The organism is Mycobacterium sp. 2YAF39 (genome assembly GCF_052114565.1).
Lineage (GTDB): Bacteria > Actinomycetota > Actinomycetes > Mycobacteriales > Mycobacteriaceae > Mycobacterium.
Genome location: NZ_JBFREZ010000004.1, coordinates 105,523 through 123,820 on the forward strand (window position 1 = coordinate 105,523; position 18,298 = coordinate 123,820).

The 18,298-nt window shown below is 67.3% G+C and carries 20 protein-coding genes; 10 read left to right on the forward strand and 10 right to left on the reverse strand.

Features of this window, described 5'->3' with window-relative positions; all coding sequences use genetic code 11:
- Window positions 1-85 precede the first annotated feature (85 nt).
- Window positions 86-346 carry a hypothetical protein gene (locus tag AB4Z42_RS13515; protein ID WP_442009698.1) on the forward strand — a complete coding sequence of 87 codons (261 nt, stop codon included), beginning with the start codon at window positions 86-88 and terminating at the stop codon, window positions 344-346.
- A 29-nt stretch (window positions 347-375) separates the two neighbouring features.
- Here the strand turns inward: AB4Z42_RS13515 and AB4Z42_RS13520 are convergent, their stop codons facing one another.
- The gene (locus tag AB4Z42_RS13520; RefSeq protein WP_442009699.1) at window positions 376-1,020 is read right to left on the reverse strand and encodes a TetR/AcrR family transcriptional regulator; all 645 of its coding nucleotides are present in this window, start codon (window positions 1,018-1,020) and stop codon (window positions 376-378) included.
- Window positions 1,021-1,024: 4 nt separating this feature from the next.
- Window positions 1,025-2,326 carry an MFS transporter gene (locus AB4Z42_RS13525; protein WP_442009700.1) on the reverse strand — a complete coding sequence of 434 codons (1,302 nt, stop codon included), beginning with the start codon at window positions 2,324-2,326 and terminating at the stop codon, window positions 1,025-1,027.
- 117 nt (window positions 2,327-2,443) lie between these two features.
- Here AB4Z42_RS13525 and AB4Z42_RS13530 point away from each other — a divergent pair, with 117 nt between their 5' ends.
- Window positions 2,444-3,109, forward strand: coding sequence for a DUF899 domain-containing protein (locus tag AB4Z42_RS13530; RefSeq protein WP_442009701.1), 666 nt, complete (start codon window positions 2,444-2,446; stop codon window positions 3,107-3,109).
- On the opposite strand, the gene AB4Z42_RS13535 is transcribed toward AB4Z42_RS13530, so the two are convergent.
- From AB4Z42_RS13535 to AB4Z42_RS13555, 5 genes are all read right to left on the reverse strand, one after another.
- Window positions 3,106-3,537 (reverse strand): hypothetical protein, encoded by a 432-nt coding sequence (locus AB4Z42_RS13535; protein ID WP_442009702.1) that lies wholly within the window; start codon window positions 3,535-3,537, stop codon window positions 3,106-3,108. The genes AB4Z42_RS13530 and AB4Z42_RS13535 overlap by 4 nt on opposite strands.
- A complete protein-coding gene (locus AB4Z42_RS13540; RefSeq protein ID WP_442010036.1) occupies window positions 3,534-4,736 on the reverse strand; it encodes a DUF58 domain-containing protein in 1,203 nt (400 codons plus the stop codon). Before AB4Z42_RS13540 ends, AB4Z42_RS13535 begins: the two co-directional genes overlap by 4 nt.
- Before the next feature lie 69 nt (window positions 4,737-4,805).
- Complete coding sequence (locus tag AB4Z42_RS13545; protein WP_442009703.1) at window positions 4,806-5,765, reverse strand: AAA family ATPase; 960 nt, start codon at window positions 5,763-5,765, stop codon at window positions 4,806-4,808.
- The gene (locus AB4Z42_RS13550; RefSeq protein WP_442009704.1) at window positions 5,765-6,250 is read right to left on the reverse strand and encodes a hypothetical protein; all 486 of its coding nucleotides are present in this window, start codon (window positions 6,248-6,250) and stop codon (window positions 5,765-5,767) included. The genes AB4Z42_RS13545 and AB4Z42_RS13550 overlap by 1 nt, the downstream gene beginning before the upstream one ends.
- Window positions 6,247-7,221 (reverse strand): DUF4129 domain-containing protein, encoded by a 975-nt coding sequence (locus AB4Z42_RS13555; RefSeq protein WP_442009705.1) that lies wholly within the window; start codon window positions 7,219-7,221, stop codon window positions 6,247-6,249. Before AB4Z42_RS13555 ends, AB4Z42_RS13550 begins: the two co-directional genes overlap by 4 nt.
- Before the next feature lie 67 nt (window positions 7,222-7,288).
- Between AB4Z42_RS13555 and AB4Z42_RS13560 the strand changes: the two genes are divergently transcribed.
- On the forward strand, window positions 7,289-7,948 hold the full coding sequence (locus AB4Z42_RS13560) for an O-methyltransferase (protein ID WP_442009706.1): 660 nt from the start codon (window positions 7,289-7,291) through the stop codon (window positions 7,946-7,948).
- Here AB4Z42_RS13560 and AB4Z42_RS13565 read toward each other — a convergent pair.
- Window positions 7,932-8,771 carry a hypothetical protein gene (locus tag AB4Z42_RS13565; RefSeq protein ID WP_442009707.1) on the reverse strand — a complete coding sequence of 280 codons (840 nt, stop codon included), beginning with the start codon at window positions 8,769-8,771 and terminating at the stop codon, window positions 7,932-7,934. The genes AB4Z42_RS13560 and AB4Z42_RS13565 overlap by 17 nt on opposite strands.
- A gap of 70 nt (window positions 8,772-8,841) precedes the next feature.
- Between AB4Z42_RS13565 and AB4Z42_RS13570 the strand changes: the two genes are divergently transcribed.
- From AB4Z42_RS13570 to AB4Z42_RS13580, 3 genes are all read left to right on the forward strand, one after another.
- Window positions 8,842-10,752, forward strand: coding sequence for a potassium transporter Kup (locus tag AB4Z42_RS13570; RefSeq protein ID WP_442009708.1), 1,911 nt, complete (start codon window positions 8,842-8,844; stop codon window positions 10,750-10,752).
- Between the two features lie 100 nt (window positions 10,753-10,852).
- Window positions 10,853-12,466: a DUF222 domain-containing protein gene (locus tag AB4Z42_RS13575; protein ID WP_442009709.1), complete on the forward strand. Its 1,614-nt coding sequence runs from the start codon at window positions 10,853-10,855 to the stop codon at window positions 12,464-12,466.
- A 59-nt stretch (window positions 12,467-12,525) separates the two neighbouring features.
- Window positions 12,526-12,873, forward strand: coding sequence for a zf-TFIIB domain-containing protein (locus AB4Z42_RS13580; RefSeq protein ID WP_442009710.1), 348 nt, complete (start codon window positions 12,526-12,528; stop codon window positions 12,871-12,873).
- Here the strand turns inward: AB4Z42_RS13580 and AB4Z42_RS13585 are convergent.
- Window positions 12,866-13,615 (reverse strand): phosphotransferase family protein, encoded by a 750-nt coding sequence (locus AB4Z42_RS13585; protein WP_442009711.1) that lies wholly within the window; start codon window positions 13,613-13,615, stop codon window positions 12,866-12,868. The genes AB4Z42_RS13580 and AB4Z42_RS13585 overlap by 8 nt on opposite strands.
- A gap of 62 nt (window positions 13,616-13,677) precedes the next feature.
- Entirely contained in the window at window positions 13,678-14,148 is a 471-nt protein-coding gene (locus AB4Z42_RS13590; protein ID WP_442009712.1) for a carboxymuconolactone decarboxylase family protein, read from the reverse strand.
- Window positions 14,149-14,197: 49 nt separating this feature from the next.
- On the opposite strand from AB4Z42_RS13590, the gene pdxR reads away from it, so the two are divergent.
- The 4 genes from pdxR to AB4Z42_RS13610 are packed head-to-tail and all read left to right on the forward strand — an operon-like array spanning window position 14,198 to window position 18,271.
- Window positions 14,198-15,616, forward strand: coding sequence for a MocR-like pyridoxine biosynthesis transcription factor PdxR (gene pdxR / locus AB4Z42_RS13595; protein WP_442009713.1), 1,419 nt, complete (start codon window positions 14,198-14,200; stop codon window positions 15,614-15,616).
- Between the two features lie 24 nt (window positions 15,617-15,640).
- Complete coding sequence (locus tag AB4Z42_RS13600) at window positions 15,641-16,036, forward strand: GtrA family protein (RefSeq protein WP_442010037.1); 396 nt, start codon at window positions 15,641-15,643, stop codon at window positions 16,034-16,036.
- Window positions 16,037-16,087: 51 nt separating this feature from the next.
- The gene (locus AB4Z42_RS13605; protein WP_442009714.1) at window positions 16,088-17,488 is read left to right on the forward strand and encodes an FAD-binding protein; all 1,401 of its coding nucleotides are present in this window, start codon (window positions 16,088-16,090) and stop codon (window positions 17,486-17,488) included.
- On the forward strand, window positions 17,489-18,271 hold the full coding sequence (locus AB4Z42_RS13610) for a decaprenylphospho-beta-D-erythro-pentofuranosid-2-ulose 2-reductase (RefSeq protein ID WP_442009715.1): 783 nt from the start codon (window positions 17,489-17,491) through the stop codon (window positions 18,269-18,271).
- Window positions 18,272-18,298: the final 27 nt, after the last annotated feature.

An 18,298-nucleotide genomic window follows, 5' to 3' on the forward strand; every position in this document is an offset into this window, starting at 1 on the left:
CATACCAGCTGACCTGGGATGAAGGCTTGACGAAGTCTGTTTTTGGACGATATAGTTCAGTTCACACACAGATAGGACTTAATCCATGAAGTCAGTTTTGGGTCGGCGTCTCACCGCAGTCGCCGGTGGCGCCGCTATCACCGCGATGGTCGTGCTCACCGCATCGTGCGCGAAGGAAGAGGAAAAGGCGCCCGAGACCAGCACCACGACAACAACAACGACAACCACGACGCCCGCGCCCACGCCCACGGAGAAGGCGCCGCGCCTGAATCCCACTGGGCCCAACCCGTTCTCACCCTCGGTGATCGCGCCCCCGGCGCCCACCGCCGTACCCGGCGACAACTGAGCGGTTTCCCCCGACGTTTGCGGTCGCCGTCAGTGCACGGTTTCGGCGGCGACCGCGAACGACGCCACATGGCCTATCGCCATATCCAGCGCCGCCTGCATGAGCCGCGGATCGCGCCCGGTCTGCGACAGTAGGTAGCCACCCTCGACCGCAGCGAGCAATCCTGTTGCGAGAGTGCGGGTGTCGGCTTCGTTGCGCAGTGCGCCGTTATCGCGCATCCGGTCGAGTGCGGCCCCGAGCAGCGCCCGCCATTCGGTGAAGTGCTCGGACAGTGAAGCCCTGGCCTTGTCATCGGAATCGGACAATTCGGCTGCGAGAGAACCGAGTTCGCATCCCCACAGCCCGCGCCGCAACGCGCACCGCTGCACCATGGCATCTCGCCATTGGTGCAGCCCACGGAACGAGTCCACCTTCTCCAGGCGCAGCCGCTGCCACGACAGCACCTCGTCGGCGCGCTGCGTGATGACCTCGTATACCAGCTCGCCCTTGTCCTCAAAGTGTTGGTAGAACTGGGATTTACTCGTTGAGCTGGCCGCGAGCACGTCATCGATCGTCGTCGCCGCGACGCCCTGTACGTGCATGAGTTCGGCGGCCGCAAGGACAATCCGGTTCCGCGTCGCAGCGCCTCGCGAAGTCAGTCGAGGCCGCGACTCACGATCGGATTGTTGCGGCACATACTCACTGTATCGCTGTCGCCAGTCCGCGGGCGCTCGTCTGCGGAAGCGGTTTGCCCGCGGTCTCCCGTAGCGTCAGGACCGTGCACAGCGAGATCACAGCTGCCACGCAGAGATAGATCGCGGGTGCCGTGTTGTTGCCGGTCTGCGCCGTGAGCCAGGTGACGACGTAGGGCGTGGTGCCACCGAAACCCGCGACGCAGATGTTGTAACCGATGGAGAAGCCGCTGTAGCGCACTGTCGTGGCGAACATCTCGACGCCGGCCGACACCGCGGTCGACACGTAGACCGACTCGATGGCCGCCAGCGCGCAGTGGGCGGTGATCGCCGCGGCCAGCGACCCGGAGTTCAGCAGCAGGAACAACGGATAGGCGAGAACCGCGAACGCCAACGATCCCGCGATGAGCATCGGCTTGCGCCCGATGCGGTCCGACAACGCCGCCAGCGGGAGGATGAGCACCAGCGCCACGAACGTCGCAAGCGTCATGGACATGAAGGCCTCGGTCTTGGAGAACTTCAGCGTCACGGACAGGTAGGTCTGCAGGAACGTGAACACCACGTAGTAGCCGACATTGAAGACGATGAACAGTCCGATCACAGCCAGGATGGACCGCCACGACGTGGTCACCGCTTCGCGCAACGGCGAGGAGGCCACCTGTTCGGTCTTGCTGAGTTCGGCGAACTGCGGGGTGTCGTCCAGGCGCAGCCGGATGTAGAGACCGATCAGACCCAGTGGCCCGGCGATCAGAAACGGGATGCGCCACCCGTAGCTCTCCATCGCCGCCGTCGGCAGCAGCGCCTGCAGCAGCGTCACGGTCACGGATCCGAGCAGAAAACCGACGACACCCGACCACGCCATGAACGTGACGGTCAGACCCCTGTGCTTCTCGGATGCGAACTCGGCGAGGTAGACCGCCCCGCCGCCGTACTCGCCGCCCGCCGAGAAGCCCTGCAGACACCGCAGGAAGAACAGCAGCAGTGGGGCCGCGACGCCGATCGAGGCATACGTGGGGAGCAGACCGATGGCGATCGTTGCGCCGGACATCAACAGGATCACCACCGCCAGCACGCGCTGGCGTCCGATCCGATCGCCGAGCGGACCGAACACGAAACCACCGAGCGGCCGCATGAAGAAGGCTGCGGCGAATATCGCGAACGTCTTCAGCAGGTTCGCGGTCTCGTCGCCCGCGGGGAAGAAGTTGGCGGCGATGAACGTCGCCAGAAATCCGTAGATCGCGAAGTCGAACCATTCGACGGCGTTGCCGATCGATGCACCGGTGACTGCCTTGCGCACATCACTGGACATGACGGCTCTCCCGAATCTAAGCGTCTCGCTGAACATTTCGCTTACAAACCCGCAGGTCGTAACCAAGCAACATAGTCGTCGCGATGAATCCGCCGCGTCCGGTTGGTCTATCTGTCCATGGACCTACCACCGATTGTCACGCCCAAGCAGTGGACCGCAGCCCGCGAGGAACTGTTGGTCAAGGAGAAGGAGCTCACGCGGGCCCGTGACGCGCTCGCCGCGCAGCGGCGCAGGATGCCGCGGATGACCGTGGCCAGGGACTACCTGTTCGACGGCCCCGACGGGCCGGCCAGCCTGCACGATCTGTTTCACGGCAGGCGGCAGCTGGTGGTGTACCGGTTCTTCTACCAGCCCGACGTCGACGGCTGGCCTGACAAGGGTTGCCCCGGCTGCTCGCTGATGGCGGATCAGGTCGCGCACCTCGCGCACCTGAACGCTCGCGACACCACGCTGGTCTTCGTCTCCAGGGCCGAGCAGGAGCGGATCACCGACTTGAAGAGCCGGATGGGCTGGGACATCCCCTGGTACACGATCACCGATGGTTTCGACGCCGACTTCGATGTCGACGAATGGCACGGCACCAACGCGTTCCTGCGTGACGGCCATGAGATTTTCCGCACGTACTTCATCGACAACCGGGGCGACGAGGGGATGGGTACGACATGGGCCTATCTCGACATCACCGCGTTCGGCCGCCAGGAGGACTGGGAGGACTCCCCGCCGGGATACCCCCAGAGCGCCCCGTACCAGTGGTGGCATCGGCACGACGAGTATCCGGGTTAACGGGCGGCGCGGGACACTCGGTCGGCCCAGTACGGCCGCGTGGCGAGCGCAACCAGCGTGAGCACGGCGACCGGCGCGATCAGCGGCACCCACGGCAGCTCGAGCGGCAGTGACACCGCTGCCAGCCCGACTGCCGTAAACCCCACGGCGCCAATGACCGTCGGCGCCGTGATGGCAGCGGTGTGGCGGAGCACCAGATAGCAGGCCGCACAGAGTCCGGACAGTGCGGCCAGCATGGCCGGCGCGTCGTTGAGCACCAGCGCGGCGGCAGCGGCCAGGACCGCCAGCGTGGCAAAGGGCCGAAAGACGTTGCCCACCAACACTGCACACGTGGCCAGTCCCGCTGCGATCAGCGCCGCATCATCCGCGGCGACGGCGGCCGCCGCGATCATCACCAGGCCGAAGGCGGTCGACAGGGCGCGGTTCATCGCCGCCTCCGCGAGGTGCGCCGATGATCCGGTACCAGCTGCATCGCCGCGTCGAGGGTGTCGACCTGACGCCATGCGACCACGTCGACGCCGACGGTGCCCATGTCCCGGTACATGAATGCCCGCTGCAGCGACCACATGCGGGCGACCACCGGGTCGCATTCGTCCGCGAACGGCACCCCCTCGAGTACGTCGACGGCGACGACGGTGTGCCCGCGCTTGCGCAGGTCGATCAGGGCAAGCGCGAACTCGGTGTCGAGGAGAGTGGAGAACCCGACGACGATGGCGCCGGGCGGGACCGCCGCGCGCGGGGCCAGTGTGCCCGGCGTGGTTTCGAAGCCGCCGTCCACCGCGAGCACCGCGTCGAGTACCCGATAGAACTGGCGCCGTCCGATGTCTGCGCCGAGCCAGCGTGGGCGCCGGTCGCCGAGCGCGACGACCCCCGCCCGGTCACCGCTGCGCAGCGCGCTCTGCACCACCTGAACCGCGCCCCGCACCGTTCGGTCGGTGGCCTCGGTAGCGGGGCCGGCAGGCTGCGGATAACTGTCCACCAGCACCACCACGTCGGCGGCGCGATCGGTGAGCCGTTGTGTGACGTGCAGACTGCCCCGGCGCGCACTCACCGGCCAATTGACCGTGCGCAGGTGATCACCGGGCACGTATTTGCGGACATCGGCGTACTCGACGCCCGGCCCGATGTGCCGGGTGAGGTGCGTGCCGAGGCGGTCGAGCAGGTCGGTCCGCGGAATCGCCGTCGACTGTGGCGGTGCCATCGGGAACACGTATACGTCCGCGGCATCGACGACGCCGGTCCCCTGGAGCAGTCCGCCGCGCGCGGCCACGGTGATCCGGCCCTGGATCGGGTACCGGCCCCAGCGGTCCGCGGCGACGACGGCGGTGCCCCGAACAGGCGACTCCTTCTCGGATTTCTCGATTCGCATTCCGTCGACCACCTCGACGCTGAGTTCGAGTGCATCGGAATCGGTCTCGGGTTCGGCGACCGCCCACACCGTCACCTCGGCTGGTTCGCTCTCGAAGCAGCGGTGCGTCCCGGGATTACCGCGCACGATGACCGAGGGGACAGGACGCTGCCAACCGACCGAGCACACCACGCCAAGCAACGGCGCCGCGAACGCCACGAGCTGCCACAGCGAGCCGATCACCGCCACCGCAAGCAATACCGCTGCGCAGGTGAGCATCGCCAGCGTGAGTGACGAAGGGCGCCAACGTAACTGGGCCTCGGTGTTACGGCTCTCGATCACATCGGGTCACACCTGTGTCCGCGGTACGGGCAGCCGTCGCAGCAGCTCCTCGACCACATCGCTGCCGTGGACCCGGCGCACCCACATCTCCGGACGCAGGCTGATCCGGTGAGCCATCGACGCCACGGCAAGCGATTTGACGTCTTCGGGGATCACGTAGTCGCGGCCGAGCAGCAACGCGCGGGCCCGGGCCAGTTGAACGAGGTCGAGCTCGGCCCGCGGGCTGGCGCCCACCGCGACCTGCGGATGCTGACGTGTCGCCGCGGCCAGGGACACCACGTAGCGGAGCACATCGTCATGGACGGTGACCTGTTCCACCGCCTCGCGCATCGCGAGCAGTTCATGCGCATCGACGACCTGGTGCACCGTCGGGTCGGCGGAACCACGATCGATCCGGCGGCGCAGCATCGACGCCTCCTCCTGTTCGGACAGATACCGCAGTTCGAGCCGGATGGTGAACCGGTCCAGTTGCGCCTCCGGCAGTGGATAGGTGCCCTCGTACTCGATCGGGTTGTCGGTGGCCAGCACGATGAACGGGGCGGGCAGCTTGTGTGTGACACCGTCGATGCTGACCTGCCCCTCGGCCATCGACTCGAGAAGCGCCGCCTGCGTTTTGGGCGGTGTTCGGTTGATCTCGTCTGCGAGAAGCAGATTCGTGAATATCGGTCCGGGGCGGAACTCGAATCGGCCGGACTGCATGTCGTACACCGTCGACCCCAGCAGATCGGCGGGGAGCAGGTCCGGGGTGAACTGCACCCGCTTGAAGTCCAGCCCGAGCGCCGCGGCGAACGACCTCGCGATGAGCGTCTTGCCGAGGCCGGGAAGGTCCTCGATGAGCACGTGACCGCCTGCCAGCACCGTGATGAGTATGAGGGTGAGCGCGCCGCGCTTGCCGACCACCACCCGGCCGATCTCGTCGAGAACCGATTCGCAGTTCGCGGTGGTTGTCGTGCTCGAGGACTCCATCACACCCGCTCCAGCCGTTGCAGAATTTCGTCGAGCGCATCGCGCCCCGGTCCCGGTTCGTCGACCCCGCCGCGCGCCACGTTCTCGGGATCGACCCACGCCCAGAGGTCCGTACCGAACAGCATCCGTCCGGTCGCGTTGTAGGCGGCGCGGTCCTTGGCTCGCTTCTGCCCGGTCGCCATTTCGAACTGCCGGGCCAGCGTGGGCCGCAGATGCCGGTCCCAGTCCCTGCGGGTGGCGTCGGCCTGGCTGATCAACGTTTCAGTGCGGGACAGCCAGCGGCGCAACGACTCTGCGGCATCGTCTGCGCGCGGCTCCTCGTCGCCGAGCTCGGCCTCGCGCAGCAGGAACCACCGCACGGCAAGCAGCGCACAGGCGAGCGCGATCCCGGACATGATGAGGATCAATCGTCGGTCGGCACCGGCGAATGCCATGAGTTCCACGCCGATGACGATCAAGAACCCCGCTGCGACAAGCTTTTTCATGCGAGGCTCCGCGCAGCGTCGTCGGGCAGTTCGGCCAGCACACGCTCCAAGACCTGCACGGCTGCGTCACGATGCGCCTCGGTCATGACATGTGGAGAGAACCTCGCCTCTTCGAACAACTCGACCAGCTCGGTGGCGCTGTCCGCGCGCAGCGCGCGGTTGTCCACCGCCCGGGCGAGTACCTCCGACGGTGTGTCGCAGTCCTGTGGGACGGCGCCGGGTACTCGGGTCAGCTCACGTTCCATCGCCGCGTAGCAGGCGATGATGGCCTCGCGCGGCTCGCGGGTGCGATCGCCGATCTCGGCGAGCCCGACCTCGGCCGCACGAACGAGGGACTCCCCCGCTGTCGGCGGCGACGGGCTCGTGTCGTCCTCGTCGGCGAAGTACTGCGCTGCTTCCGTTCGTTGGCGCCGCGAGACGACCGCCGTTCCGACGACCACCACGACCATCAGAATCAGCATCGGCGGGATCAGGTAGCCGACGAGATTGGTGTCCGATTCCGGGTCTGGTTCGGAGTCCGGCGCCGATCGCGATGCGGTGTCCTGTGCCGAAGCGGTGGTATCGGTAGCCGCCGGCGTTGCGGACGACGGTTCTTCGGCGGGACCACCCAGTCGCGCCAACAACAGCACGAGCAGCAGCCAGCCGATGACCAGAGCGAGCACGACGAGGGTGAAGCGCCAACTGGGGCGCCCTATGGCGCCCGAACTACGGGGCAGGGGTCCTGCCGAACTGGCCCGGGGGGTGCGGTCGCGCAGCCTGGCGATGATCGCGAACCCGATGATCACCACCGCCGCGCAGACCATCGCGATGACCACGACGAGCGCGGCGGGATTGCTCTGCGGCCGTTCGCGCTCGCTGAGCGGCCCCCCGCCGGAGACACCGGGGATGTGGCCGCGCAGCGCCAAGGCGGCAACGGCCATGAGCGCGATCACCGCGATCACGCGCTGTGTCGACCTGTCGATAGCGGCCATGGCCCTCGTCTCATCCTGGCACGCAGCCCCTCAGGAATCGTTCAGATCGGGTGGATAGGTTCGGGGGGTGACCTCCACACTTCAGAACCCGAAAGTCGCCACGGCCCTCGAGCGCATGTACGCCGAGTCGGCCGAACAATTCGCATCGATGCGCGACGGCGGCACCGACTTCTCGCGCCTTGAGTCGGCCAGTGCCCAGGAACGGGCGGACGCGTTCAGTGACTACTACCTGCCTGTGACGGCGGATTCCGGCCGACTGCTGTACTCGTTGGTGCGCGCGGCCCGACCGGCCACCATCGTCGAGTTCGGCATGTCTCTCGGAATCTCGGCCATCCACCTGGCGTCGGCCGTCCGTGACAACGGCAGCGGGCGGGTCGTCACCACCGAGCTCAGCGCCGCGAAAGTGGCCGCGACGAAGAAGACATTCGCCGAGGTCGGCCTCGACGACGTCATCGACGTGCTGGAAGGTGACGCGCTCGCGACCCTCAAGGATCTCGAAGGGTCAGTGGATTTCGTCCTGCTCGACGGCTGGAAGGAGCTCTACATTCCAGTGCTGGAGCTCCTTGAACCCCGCCTCTCGCCGGGCACGCTCGTCGTCGCCGACAACACCTCGATGCCCCAGTTGGCGCCCTACCTCGAGTACGTGCGGGAGCCGGCGAACGGCTATGTCAGCGTCAGCTTCCCGGCACGAGACGCCGACAGCATGGAGATCAGCTGCCGCGCTTGAGGCCCGCTTTGGCTTCCTTCACGACGGCCGCGGCGTCACGCGCGGACTGCTTCGCCTGCTCGTAGGCGTCTTCGGCTGCGGTCAGCGCACTTTCGGCGTCCTTGAGCCGCCTGCGCGCATCGTCGCGACGCAGCCGGGCCGTGGCGAGATCGGACTGCAGCTCCTTGACGGCGTCATCGGCGTCGGCCCTGGCACGTTCCGCGGCGGCCAGCGCCGCACGTGCCTGCTGCTGACGGCGGCGTTCCTCGGCGCCGCGGTCATCGCCGGATTCCTTGCCGGGAGGCGGCTTTTCCGCCTCGGCCTCGGGCTTGGTCTTGCGGGCGCGGGTGGGCTTGAAAACGATTGCGGTGTCACCGAACTCGCCGAACCCCGACCACTGCTCGGCCTTGGTGAGGCGGCCGAGTCGCGCGGCGACTTCGGGGTCGGCGATCGCTGCCTGCAGGGTGGCCGTCACGTCTTCCCGCAGCGTCGCAGTCGGCGACGTGACGGCAGCGGCCTTGAACGCGGCGCGCGCCAGCTCGTCGATGAGGCGGCGCTGCTGCGCGGTCAGCTCGCGGATGAGGCCGCCGTCCATTCCGGCGTGAGCGGCGCGTAGTCGCTCGCCCAGATCGGTGAGGCGTCGTCTGACCGCCGGATCGGTGAGCACCAGAACGTTGACGGTGTGTGCGGCGGAGGTGGGCTTGCGCGCCGCGCTGATCTGTTTGGCGGTTTCGGCGTCGCCGCGCTTCTTGGCCTCCGCGGCGAGCGTGGTGCGTAGCTGGGTGAAGTCGGCGAGCTTGGCGGCGTACAGCGCGTCCAGATCCTCGAGATCTCCGTCGGCCATCTCGCCATCATCTACCCCGTCGGCGCGATTACGAGGGCCGCACGAGCAGCGTCACCGTATTGTCCCTCGTGTGGACCGTACGGCCGGCACCCAGGCGTTGCGGTTGAGCGTCATCATCGCCGCACTGGGTGTGGTGTTCGGCGACATCGGAACCAGCCCGATCTACACAATCCAGACGGTATTCAACCCCGGCGACCCGCACCCCGTCCCGGTAGCCCCGCAGAACGTCTACGGCGTCGTCTCACTGATCTTCTGGTCGGTCATGATCATCGTCACCCTCACGTACATCACGTTGGTGATGCGCGCCGACAACAACGGCGAGGGCGGCATCATGGCGCTGATCACGTTGCTGCGGCGCTGGACCGGCAGGCGCGGGCGGCGCACCGCGGTGATGCTCTCCACACTGGGGATCTTCGGCGCGGCGCTGTTCTTCGGCGACAGCATGATCACGCCGGCGATCTCGGTGCTCTCAGCCGTCGAAGGCATCCAGGTGATCGACCCCGGCTTCAAAGACTTCATCGTGCCGATCACCGCGGTGATCATCGTCGGGTTGTTCTCCGTACAGAGCCGCGGCACCGCCACCGTCGGCCGGTTCTTCGGCCCGGTGATGATCCTGTGGTTCACCGCAATCGGCGCGTGCGGGATCCGCGGCATCGTCGACAACCCCGAGATCCTCAAGGCGCTGTCACCGACGTACGCGCTTTCCTTCATGGCCGGCCACTTCCACATCGCGTTCTTCGCACTCGCGGCGATCGTTCTGTCGGTCACCGGCGCTGAGGCGCTGTACGCCGACCTGGGGCATTTCGGTAGGCGTGCGATCACCTTCGGTTGGCTCGGCCTCGTCCTTCCCGCCTGCACGCTGAACTACTTCGGCCAGGGTGCCCTGGTGCTGGCCGACGAGTCGACGGTGACCGCCCCGTTCTTCCTCCTCACTCCGGAGTGGGCGCGAATCCCCATGGTGCTCTTGGCAACAGCGGCCACGGTGATCGCCTCGCAGGCGGTGATCACTGGCGCGTTCTCCGTGGCGTCGCAGGCCGCGCGGCTGGGCTATCTGCCGAGACTGCGTATCGAGCACACCTCGGCGTCGACCATCGGCCAGATCTACGTGCCGTGGATCAACGCGGCCCTGATGGTCGCGGTGCTGATCCTGGTCTTCGCGTTCCGGAGCTCCGCGGCGCTGGCATACGCGTTCGGCATGGCGGTCACCGGAACCATCACGATCACCACCACGCTGTTCCTCTACTACGCCAGGACGCGGTGGGGATGGCCGTTGTGGGGTGTGCTGATCGGCGGCGGCCTGCTGCTGTTGGTCGACCTGATGTTCTTCGCGGCCAATCTCACCAAACTCGTGCACGGTGCATGGCTACCGCTGACGATCGCCGTCGTCGCCTTCACCGTCATGACGACGTGGCAGAGGGGTCGCCGAATCATCACGCGCGCAAGGGAAAAGGCCGAGGGGCCGTTGCGCGAGTTCGTCGACGAGCTGGTGCACCTCGACCCGCCGCTGGTCCGCATTCCGGGCACGGCGGTGTTCCTCAACCGGGGCCGAGATACGGCTCCGTTGGCGATGCGCGCCATCGTGGAGCACAACCATGTGCTGGCCGAGCACGTCATCATCCTGACGATCGAGACCGAGGACGTGCCCCGGGTGCCCGATTCCGAACGAATGTCACACGACGACCTCGGCTATGCGAACGACGGGATCGTCCATGTGCAATCGCGTTACGGATACATGGAGCGGCCTGATGTGCCGAGTGCCCTTGCACTGCTGAGTCCCGACGAGACCGAGGGACCGATCGACTTGGAAAACGCGTCCTTCTTCCTGTCGAAGCTCGACCTGTGCCTTGGCGACGCTCCGACGATGGCGGCGTGGCGCAAGCGTCTGTTCATCGCGACATCGCACATCACCGCCGATGCCGCCAGGCATTTCGGTCTGCCGCTGGGCCGTACCGTCGTCGTCGGGTCGCGCATCGAGGTCTGACGCTCAGGCGTTTCGGGCGAGTTATCCCCAATCGCGTTTTTATCCACAGGCTGGGGTTGACCTGCTTGTTCGTGTCGGCTTCACGGCTAGTGTCGAATGTATGTTCGATTCATTGATCGCAGCGGCTGAAGCCTCCCGGCACGCTGAAGCGGTGGGGGCGTGGGCGCGGGTGGAGAACGCGGCCTGCGCGCGCCGCCTGGCCGCGATGGCCGATGAACTCGAACGGATGCTCGCCGCGGACGGGTCCGACGAACGCGAGCAGTGGTGTCTGGACAACTGGGACGCCGTCGCCGCATCGATCGCCGCCGCGCAGAACGTGTCGCTGGGGGTGGCCGCCCACCAACTGGTGGTCGCCGACGACCTGCGGCATCGCCTGCCGCGGGTGGCTGAGGTGTTCGCCGCCGGCGCCATCAACTACCGGCTGGTGTCCGCGGTCGCCGCACGGACCCGGCTGATCCGCGACAAGGACGCCAGAGCCAAAGTGGACACCGAGATCGCCGCCCACCTCACCGGGTGGGGCTCGCTGTCGGTAGCCAAGACAGAGCAGGCCATCGACTACTGGGTCGACCGCTTTGACCCCGCCGCGGTGCGGCGCACCGAAGACCGTTCCCGTGGCCGCCATGTCGATGTCCACACCCCCGACGACGGGTCGGGCAGCGCCGACATCACCGGGCAGTTGTTGGCCACCGACGCCGAGGCCCTCGACCAACGCCTCGACGCCATGGCCGGCGTCGTCTGCGAGGGTGATCCGCGCACCCACGAACAACGCCGCGCCGACGCGTTGGGTGCGATCGGCCACGGCGGCGACCGACTCACCTGCTTATGCGATGACCCGCAGTGTGCCGCCGCCGGCACCCAGCCCAGCACGGTGGTGATCCACGTCGTGGTCGACGACGAGTCGCTGTCCGACGACACCCCCGCCCAGCTCGACGGACGAGCAGAACCCGGACCGACGCGCGCTGAACTGCTCAACATGACACTGCGAGAAGCATTGTCAGAACCCCCGCCGCCCGGACCCGCGGCCACCGCACCCGCGGCATTGCTGGGCGGCGGGATGCTGCCCGCCCCGCTGCTGGCCGCCAAGATCGCGGGCACCGCCAAGATCGTGCCGATCGTCCATCCCGGTGGCGCCGCACCAGAGCGGCGCTACATCCCGTCGGCGGTGTTGGCGTGGTTCGTGCGGTGCCGCGATATGACGTGCCGGTTCCCGGGCTGCGATCAACCCGCCCAGCGCTGCGACATCGACCACACCATCGCCCACCCGACCGGCCCGACGCAGGCATCCAATCTCAAATGTCTATGCCGAAAACACCACCTGCTCAAGACATTCTGGGGCTGGCACGATCAACAGCTCCCCGACGGCACCGTCCACTGGCGCTCACCACGCGGTCAGCGCTACACCACCCACCCCGGCAGCCGAATACAGTTCCCGTCGCTGTGCCGGCCCACCGCACCCGTCTGTGTACCGACCAATGGGGCTGCCGCCCAACCGAACCGCGGCCTGATGATGCCGCGCCGCAAGCAAGCCCGCGCCCAGAACCGCGCCGCCGCCATCGACGACGAACGGCGACACAATCAAACCGCCATCGAAGCCGAAGCGGGCCAGCGATCGCAGAATCGGGAGCGGCTCAAGGTTCCCGGAACCGCTTGGGCCGATGCCGCTCTTGCCATCCGTCCACGCCGCCTAGCGCACGACGATCCGCCACCTTTCTGAGCTCGGGGGCGCAATCTCGTTCCCAGGCACTTCCCAGGTTCGTCCAGCGTTGTCGACATATGAGCATCCCGCCATACGAACCGCCGAAGCCCATGCCGTCGCCCGGCACCGCGAACACGCTGCTGTGTCCGAAGTGCGCCGGTGTCATGAAGACGTACGAGCGAAACGGCATCCACCTGGAGCAATGCGACACCTGCCGCGGCATCTTTCTCGACTTCGGCGAGCTCGAGTCCCTGACTCAAATGGAGAATCGGTTCGTTCAGTCCGCACCGCAGCCCCCACCTCAGCAGGGGTACGGCGGTCAACCGGGCTACGGCGGCTATGACTACGGCGGCCCGGGCTGGGGCCACCGTGGCAACAAGCACTACCGCAAGCAGGGCTTCGGCCGCCTGTTCTTCTCTAGCTAGCCATCCTCGCGCAGGCCGCCACCAGCAGCTCGTCATCGGGCTCATACGCAGCGGCCTGCACCACCGCAGCCCTGGCGAACGGCTCGAGAACCGGCCACGGGTCACCCGCTGGCAGGGCGGGCCCGTCAGCATCTCGATACGCCTCGACGAAGGCCGCCCAATCGGCGTCGGGGATCAGCCCCGCCGCCCAGAAGCCGGCCGGGCGGGCGAGGTCCCACGCCGGGTCGCCAACGCCGAGATCGTCGACGTCGATCAGAAGCCATGGCGATGCCCCATCCCGCCGACCGAGCTGCCCAAGGTGGAAGTCGCCGTGCACCAACGTCGCCGGACGCCCGGGTGAGTCCGCGCGCCACACCTCGGCGGGCAGGGCCTCGGCCGCGCGCCGCACAGTGGCGGCGGACGGGCCACGCAGCGCGCCTACGGCCCGTCGCAGCCGCTGAGGCCATCCGTGCACCGGCATCCGCTCGGGAAGCTCCTCATGGTGCAGACGGGCCAGCAGCCCGCCCGCCTCGGCCCAGGGCAGGAATTCTGGTTGCGGCACAACGGTTTCCACGCGGAGCCAGCTCGTGCGCCACCGATCGCCGACCTGTTCGGGCACCAACGACAGCGGTGGCACCAGCGACTGCGACCCGGCTGCGACGCGCAGCCGGGTCGTCAACTGAAGCGGGTCGGTTCCCGGCCGGTGCAGCTTGTAGACGATGTCACCATCGATGACGATCTCTGCACCGGACCGGGTCTGCACCCCTCGACCGTATTAGCGACGCGGCAGCTGCAGCCGGAGTCACGCCGATACGGTTCCAGCTCTCAGCGGGTCGGCGGTTGCACGCGGACCGCGACGTTGATGCGATTCCACGCGTTGATGGTCACCGCCATCGCTATCACCTGACCGAGCTCGCGGTCGGAGAAGACCTGCGCGGCCCGCTGGTAGACCTCGTCGGGGACATGGCCGTCACTCAGGTTGGTGATCGCCTCGGTCAACGTCAGCGCGGCCTGCTCACGTTCGGTGAACAGGCTCCCCGCCTCCTGCCACGCCGCCAGCACGTCCAGCTTCTGCTCCTTCACACCGTGCTTGCGCGCGTCCCGCGTATGCATGTCGAGGCAGAAGGCGCAGTGGTTGATCTGCGACGCGCGGATCTTGATCAGCTCGCCGAGTTCGACCTCGAGGTCTTTGGCCGCCGCATTGCTCAGCGCCATCATCGCGTCGTACAACTCGGGCGACGTCTTGTAGATCTTGATGCGTTCCACCGTTTCCAAGGTCCTCAATGTTGTTGTCATGCCACCAACGCTACTGCCGATAATCCTATATACATGGTTGAATACGCGCATGACTTCGTGGGCCAATCCCGGCAGTCGTGACCTCCACCTCGACCTACGAGCGGCCATCACCCCGGGCGCCCGCGGCACCCGTGAGCTGCTGCTCGCCGCGCTGCGCGACGCCGTTCGGTCCGGCCGACTCGCGGCCGGAACCATGCTTCCGCCTTCGCGGTCGCTGGCCGCCGATCTGGGATTGGCCCGCAACACGGTCGCCGAGGCCTACGCCGAACTGGTCGCGGAGGGCTGGCTCGCATCGCGGCAGGGGGCGGGCACCTGGGTGGTGAACACCAGCGGCGCCCAACTTCCCGCCCGCCCGCGCGGGGTGCCGGTGGTCCCGACGCACAACCTGCAGCCCGGTAACCCCGACGTGTCGGAGTTCCCCCGCAGCGAGTGGGCGGCCTCCACTCGCCGCGCACTCACCAATGCCCCGACCGAGGCGCTGCGCATGGGCGATCCGCGCGGCCGACCCGAACTGCGCGACGCGCTCGCCGACTACCTGGCGCGCGTACGCGGTGTGCGCACGTCGTCGGATTCGATCGTCATCTGCGCGGGTGTGCGGCACGCCGTCGAACTGCTGGGCAGGGTCTTCGGAACCGAGCGGCCGATCGCCGTCGAGGCGTACGGGCTGTTCGTCTTCCGCGACGCGCTCACCGCCATGGGAATCTCAACCGTCCCAATCGGTCTCGACGACCACGGCGCCGTGGTGTCCGAGCTCGACCAGCTCGATGCGCCCGCCGTTCTCCTCACCCCCGCACACCACAACCCGTACGGGATGCCGCTGCACCCGTCACGGCGAACCGCTGTCGTCGAGTGGGCCCAGCGCACCGACGGTTTCGTCATCGACGACGACTACGACGGCGAGTTCCGCTACGACCGCCAACCGATCGGTGCGCTGCAGGCGCTGAGTCCCGAGCGCGTCGTCTATCTGGGCTCCGTCAGCAAGAGCCTGTCCCCCGTGCTGCGCCTGGGCTGGATGGTGCTGCCTGCCGAACTCGTCGACCCCGTCATCGCGGCCGAAGGGGGGTCCCAGTTCTATGTCGACGGCGTCGCCGCGCTGACCATGGCCGACTTCATCACCAGCGGCGGCTACGACAAACACATCCGCCGCATGCGCATGCGCTACCGGCGGCGACGCGATCTCGTGGTCCAGGCTCTGTCAGCCACCGACATCGAGATCCGCGGACTGGACGCCGGGCTGAACCTGACCCTGACGCTGCCCGACGGCGCCGAACAGGAGGTGCTGCAACGCGCCGGCGAGGCCGGCGTCGGGCTTCAGGGTCTGTCGATCATGCGCCATCCGCAGGCCGGCCCCGAGGTGGCGCGGCCCGACGGCCTGGTCGTCGGCTTCGGCACTCCCGCCGACCACGCGTTCGGCGCGGCCCTCGACGCATTGCGCGCCGTGCTGAACGCCAGCGGACTGGGTGGCTAAGCTGCCCGGGTGGCCGAGCCCCCGATGCCCCCTGGCCTGAGTCTGACGACGCAGGCCTGGCGGTTCATCGTCACCGGAGGCCTCTCCGCGATCGTCGACTTCGGGCTGTACATCGCGCTGCTCGCGGCCGGGTTGCACGTCAACGTCGCCAAGACCATCAGCTTCATCGCGGGAACCACGACCGCCTACCTCATCAACCGGCGCTGGACGTTCCAGGCGCCGCCGAGCACCGCGCGATTCATCGCGGTCTGCGCGCTCTACGCGGTCACCTACGCCGTGCAGGTCGGCATCAACTATGTCTTCTACATGGCGTGGGACGACAAGCCGTGGCGTGTGCCGGTGGCGTTCGTCATCGCACAGGGCACAGCGACCGTCATCAACTTCATCGTGCAGCGCGCCGTCATCTTCCGGCTGCGCTAGCCGACCGTCGGCTCAGCCGGGCCGTGACCGGCGCACGGTACCCTCGTCACGATGTTCGAGAACGTTCCGACGACCTCCCGCGCCCTGACCGGGTTCGGGCGCACCGCTCCGTCGGTCGCGCAGGTCCTCTTCACACCGGACGTCGAGCTGATCGCCAAAGCCGTCCGCGAAGCCAACGACCCAGCCGCTTCCAGCCCGGATTTCCTGCGCCGCGGCATCCTCGCGCGGGGCCTCGGCCGCTCCTACGGCGACCAGGCGTGCAACGGCGGCGGTCTCGTCATCGACATGACCGCGCTGAACCGGATCCATTCGGTCAGCTCCGACACCGCGGTGGCCGACGTCGACGCCGGTGTCAGCCTGGATCAGCTGATGAAGGCGGCGCTTCCGTTCGGGCTGTGGGTTCCCGTGCTCCCCGGCACCAGGCAGGTCACCATCGGCGGAGCCATCGCCTCCGATATCCACGGCAAGAACCACCACAGCGCAGGCAGCTTCGGCAACCACGTGGTGTCGATGGACCTGCTGATGGCCGACGGCGAGGTGCGCACCCTCACCCCGGACGGATCCGAGAGCGAATTGTTCTGGGCGACCGTCGGCGGCAACGGCCTTACGGGCATCGTGCTGCGCGCCAGCATCGCGATGACAAGGACCGAGACCGCCTACTTCATCGCCGACGGCGTGTCCACCAAGGACCTCGACGAAACGATCGCCGTACACCTCGACGGCAGCGAAGACCGCTACACGTACTCCAGTGCGTGGTTCGACCTCATCAGCCCGCCGCCCAAGCTCGGCCGCGCCGCTGTCAGCCGCGGCAGTCTCGCGACGCTGGACCAGCTGCCCCCCAAGCTCGCGAAAAACCCGCTGAAATTCGATGCGCCGCAACTACTCTCAGTACCGAACGTGTTCCCCGTCAGCGCGATGAACAAGCTGTCGTTCATGGCGATCGGCGAGGTGTACTACCGACTCGGCGGGACCTACAGCGGCAAGATCATGAACCTGTCGCAGTTCTACCACATGCTGGATCTGGTCAGTGGGTGGAATAATGCTTATGGCCCAGCGGGTTTCGCCCAGCATCAGTTCCTGGTGCCGCCCGATGCGCTCGACGAGTTCAAGGCCATCATCCGCTGGATCCAGACCCGCGGGCACTACTCCGCGCTGAACGTGTTCAAACTGTTCGGCCCCGGCAACCGGGCACCGCTGAGCTTCCCGATGGCCGGCTGGAACGTCGCGATGGACTTCCCGAACAAGCCCGGCGTCAACGAATTCCTCAACGAACTCGACGACCGCGTCATGAAGTTCGGCGGGCGCGTGTACACCGCCAAGGACTCCCGGGTCAGCGCGGAGAGGTTCCACAAGATGTATCCCCTCATCGATGAGTGGATCGCGGTGCGCCGCAAGGCCGATCCGAACGGTGTCTTCGCATCCGATATGGCCCGACGCTTGGAGCTTCTGTAAATGGTTCTCGACGCCACCGGTAATCCACAAGCCATCCTGCTGCTCGGCGGTACCTCCGAGATCGGGCTGGCGATCTGCGAGCGCTACCTGCGCAACGCGCGGGCACGCATCGTGCTGGCCGACGTGCCCGGACACCCCAAGCGCGACGACGCCATCGCACAGATGGAGGCGGCGGGCGCGAAATCCGTGGAGTGGATCGACTTCGACGGTGTGGACACCGAGAGCCATCCCAAGGTGATCGACGCGGCCTTCGCCGACGGTGATGTAGATGTGGCGATCGTGGCGTTCGGCCTCCTCGGCGACGCCGAGGAACTGTGGCAGAACCAGCGCAAGGCCGTGCAGATCGCCGAGATCAACTACACCGCCGCGGTTTCCGTCGGCGTGCTCGTCGGCGAGAAGATGCGCGCACAGGGCTTCGGCCGGATCATCGCGATGAGTTCGGCCGCCGGTGAGCGGGTGCGGCGCTCGAACTTCGTCTATGGTTCGACCAAGGCCGGGCTGGACGGCTTTTATCTCGGACTCGGAGAGGCGTTGCGCGAGTTCGGCGTTCGGGTCCTGGTGATCAGGCCCGGTCAGGTTCGCACCGGGACGACGATCGCGCACTGGAAGGCCACCGGCGCCAAGGAAGCTCCGTTCACCGTCGACAAGGAGGACGTCGCCGAACTGGCGGTCGCCGCCGCGGCCAGGGGCAAGGAACTGGTGTGGGCGCCAGGAGCATTTCGGTACGTGATGATGGTGATCCGGCACATCCCGCGCACCATCATGCGCAAGCTGCCGATCTAGCGTCCGGTGGGCAGGAGAGATGGGCCC